Source organism: Dysgonomonas hofstadii (assembly GCF_014196915.1).
In the GTDB taxonomy this organism is placed as follows: domain Bacteria; phylum Bacteroidota; class Bacteroidia; order Bacteroidales; family Dysgonomonadaceae; genus Dysgonomonas; species Dysgonomonas hofstadii.
The window spans coordinates 1-3,896 of sequence record NZ_JACIEP010000037.1; the positions used below are offsets into that span (position 1 = coordinate 1).

3 protein-coding genes are annotated in these 3,896 nt (G+C 35.2%); all 3 read left to right on the forward strand.

Translation table 11 applies throughout. The features are described 5' to 3' along the window. Nucleotides 1–846, forward strand: an 846-nt coding sequence (locus GGR21_RS20715) for an RHS repeat-associated core domain-containing protein (RefSeq protein WP_183309140.1), incomplete at its 5' end; no start/stop codon positions are given. Nucleotides 847–851: 5 nt separating this feature from the next. Beyond that, nucleotides 852–1,433 (forward strand): hypothetical protein, encoded by a 582-nt coding sequence (locus tag GGR21_RS20720; RefSeq protein WP_183309141.1) that lies wholly within the window; start codon nt 852–854, stop codon nt 1,431–1,433. Nucleotides 1,434–1,759: 326 nt separating this feature from the next. Further along, entirely contained in the window at nt 1,760–3,184 is a 1,425-nt protein-coding gene (locus GGR21_RS20725; RefSeq protein WP_246348143.1) for an RHS repeat domain-containing protein, read from the forward strand. The last annotated feature ends 712 nt before the right edge of the window (nt 3,185–3,896 follow it).

Genomic DNA, 3,896 nt, shown 5'->3' on the forward strand with positions numbered 1-3,896 from the left:
ACTCAACCGTACAAGTACAATGGCAAGGAGTTGGATAAGACGCATGGTATGAATCTGTATGATTACTCTGCGAGATATTATGACGGGGCGTTAGGGAGGTTTACGACGGTCGATCCATTGGCGGAGAAGTATTACTCTATATCTCCATATGTTTATTGCAATAATAATCCCATTAAGTTTATTGATCCTGACGGCAGAATGTTTGGCTGGCCTCCTTTTGACCCAAGCTATTATCGACAGGCGGCTGCAAACAACCAAGCTGATAAAGTAATAAAGGAGAATTCTTCTACGCTTCAGAAGAATGGCACTTTGGTTGTAGCATCTATGTCTGATGTAAATGATGCCGTTGTTTTAGGTACAGTTATAACCAGAGGAAGTAATGCTATAAATATAGATGGAACACCTGCCTCAGGTGTTGATATAGGATTTGCTGCGGTAGGAGCTGTTATTCCAGTTGTAAGTGGGTCTTTATTAAAAGGTATTGTTAAAAGTATAGGGAAAGCTCTGGGAATTGTTAGTGATGCAAAGAAAGCAGAAAAGGTGGTTGATGGTGCACAATCTGGTGCTAGAACTCAACCGAGAAATTTACAAGAACAATTAACATTAGAGGAAGCAAAAAGTGGGGCTGGTGTGGATTATAGTGGAAGGTTAGGTGATCCAAAGTATAAAGAAAATGGAGGAGATTTTGTAAAAAAACAACATAATCATAATCATGGTGATGGTACCTCAACAGAAGTTCACTACGATGTAAACACAAAGACTGGAGAGGCATCAGGGTTCAAAATAAAAGATGATACAAATTCAGATAGTAGAGGACACAGATATCCAGATCTAAAAACAAGATAATAAAAATGAAAGTTAAATTTGTTCTTAATTCAGATAAAGACCTTTTATATTCAAGAGGTATACATTTAAATTATAATGATACATATGTCGTTTATGGCTTGGATATAAAAAGTAGTTCTAATATTAATTATATCCTTATAGATGACAGTGGCTCAATTATACCTAAATTTTATTCAGATTTATATTTCAAAGTTATTGATAGAAGAATTTCAAAATATTGGAATAAAATATTATCAGATTATTACTACTATTCGATATATATAAAAACTGCTCCTTCATTAATTACATTTAAAGAAATTGTTGATAATAGATACTTCTTTGATGACTTATTTAATGGGAAAAATGAAACGATTGACATTATGAAAAAATATATTTATTTATTTAATCATGAATATCCTAATCCAGACATAGAAAATGCGAATATTATAGAGAATAATTGGGTTATGTGTAATTACTGTGGGGAAATTTGGAAAGATACTCCAGAGATGGGAATAATAAAATGTCCAAAATGCTTTAATGATAACAATAATCCCTTATGGGAAGGATTACCTTTAGAGCCATCCTTCCCTGATAGCGCGATTTTCTAAATCGTGTCCTTGCATAGCAATAAAACCCAATCCTGCCAATTCTATCATTGGCAGGATTGTTTATCTATATATAAGAATGATGGATTATGTAGGATGAAAGAGAGAGGGTCAGGTTTTGCCAGTATGTTAGAGATCAAGACGAACAAACTTTACAACTAAAAAACGATGCAAATGTGTCAACTTTGTCAAGTTTTTGTAGACTGAGAAATGTCAGAAATGTCAGGTTTTGAAGTTATCTTTTTGATAAGCACGGGAATATCAAGACACTGACCCGCAGAGGAAAGATACAAGCCTCAAACCCTTACGGAATTATAGATCAGCTGACCATGACACACAACGGCAACCAACTGTTAAAAGCCGAAGATGCCATAGGGCTTATCAATCTGGAAGTATCAGCCGATTTCAAAAATTACAGTAATGTAGCCATTGAATATACCTATAATAAAAACGGGGCGATGACCAAAGATTTGAACAAAGGAATATCGCAGATCCAATATAATTCGTTAAATTTACCAACATTGATGGACATAAAGAACCGTGACGGTGAGGGACGTAATGAATACACCTATTCGGCTTCAGGCGTGAAGCTGCAAGTCAAACGAAGATGGAACCCTGCTCATTCTACCAGTCCGGTAATCGGTTCGGCAGTCAATGTGAATGCGTTGACAGAAACGAAAACAACTGACTATGCAGGCAATAAGATTTATGAAGACGATAAATTAAAGATACTGGTGGATGGCGGATATATTGAAAATGACAAATATCATTTTTATATAAAAGACCATTTAGGCAACAACCGCATAGTAATAGACCAGTACAACAACCAGATACAGAGCACACAATACTATCCTTTCGGTATGTCTTTTGCGGAAAGCACAGGGCAGAGTGCACAGCCGTATAAGTATAATGACAAGGAGTTGGATGGTATGCATGGGTTGAACTGGTATGATAGTGATGCAAGATTTTATGATCTGGCAATACCTCGCACACCGACACCTGACCCTCATGCTGAAAGTTACTATGCTTGGTCGCCGTATGCTTGGGTCGCGAATAATCCTATGCGGATTATTGACCCAACTGGAATGGACTGGGTTAGTCGGATAGTGGATAGTGTTAAAGAATATTATTACGACAGAGATGTTCTTTCTCAGGATGATGTTATTTCAAAATATGGAGAAAAAGGAGGTGTAACCCATATAGCTAGTGGAACATCCTTTACTAAATACAATAAAGATGGTTCGGTGAAGTCTCAGTATACATTTTTTAATGATGGAAGTGAAGAAAACTCATATGGAGCAGTTGTTGATGCTAATGGAAATTTGATGGCAGATGATAAAATTATATATGGTAACGATTTCACTATTTTTGGCACAAGCGACAATAGTGTAAATGCTGAAACATTACATAAGAATTTGTTTGGAACAAGTTATATAGGACCAGATAATCCAAAGACATATGGGAATAAAGGATTAGGTATAGACCCTGCAGATTCTTATCAATACCTACCTAGGAATCTGAGTGAATATCCTGCAATTCAGCATGATATGAGATACGATGCCAAAAAAGCAACTGGTCTTAGAGATGCGCTTCTCAACAAGAAAGTGATTGGTGCTGATATTAAACTAACAATTGGCTCTGCTAGTATAATGATGCATCCAAGCGTACCAATGAAAGATAAGGGGAGAGCCACAGCTGTAACATTAGCTTTTGGTAATATCTCAATTGCTAAATTTTTAATGGCAATATGGTAATATTAAATTTATAAGAAAATGGATAATAAGATTAGGCAACGTATAATATTGGCCTTTATAATATTGGCCTATAATGCAATTGGTTTATTTACAGTGTGTTCCATTATGGGTTCTGATTCGTATTATGGTGATTGGACAATATGGATGTCTATATTAACTTTTCCTATCATAATCATCAGTTTTATATATCGTTATATACAAGCAGAACCATTATATCCAATATTTATTATTCAATCAATTGTTTTAATCTTAACTCTTTATTTGGGGGATTTTATAATACGAAGAATAAATAATAAATAAGTACAGAACGGTAATGGGTAATGTGTCAGATTAGGGGATTATTTTATAACTGGCTTATAATCATTTAAATAATCTATAATTGAACAATAATAAAGACGATCTAAAAATCGTCTTTATTATTTCTGCATCCTAAAATTGAGATAAATGGGCTAACAGAATCAACTTTCATGTATCAGATTAGGGGCTTATTTATCTATATGATATAAAGACTATCAAAAAAGCAAAATGTAACAAAGAAAAATATTGTAGAAAACACACGTAGCGGGAAGATTGTAGCCTCTGATCCTTACGGGGTGATAGACCAGTTGACCATGACACACAACGGCAACCAGCTAACACGAGTAGTAGATAACTCCACGACAACACCTGTACAAGGTTCGGAAGACTTTAAGGACTATACCAATAAGGCGGG

Bases quoted from the DNA above. Each gene is read 5' to 3' on its own strand.
- GGR21_RS20720 (WP_183309141.1), top strand. From the start codon at position 852: ATGAAAGTTAAATTTGTTCTTAATTCAGATAAAGACCTTTTATATTCA.
- GGR21_RS20725 (WP_246348143.1), top strand. From the start codon at position 1,760: ATGACACACAACGGCAACCAACTGTTAAAAGCCGAAGATGCCATAGGG.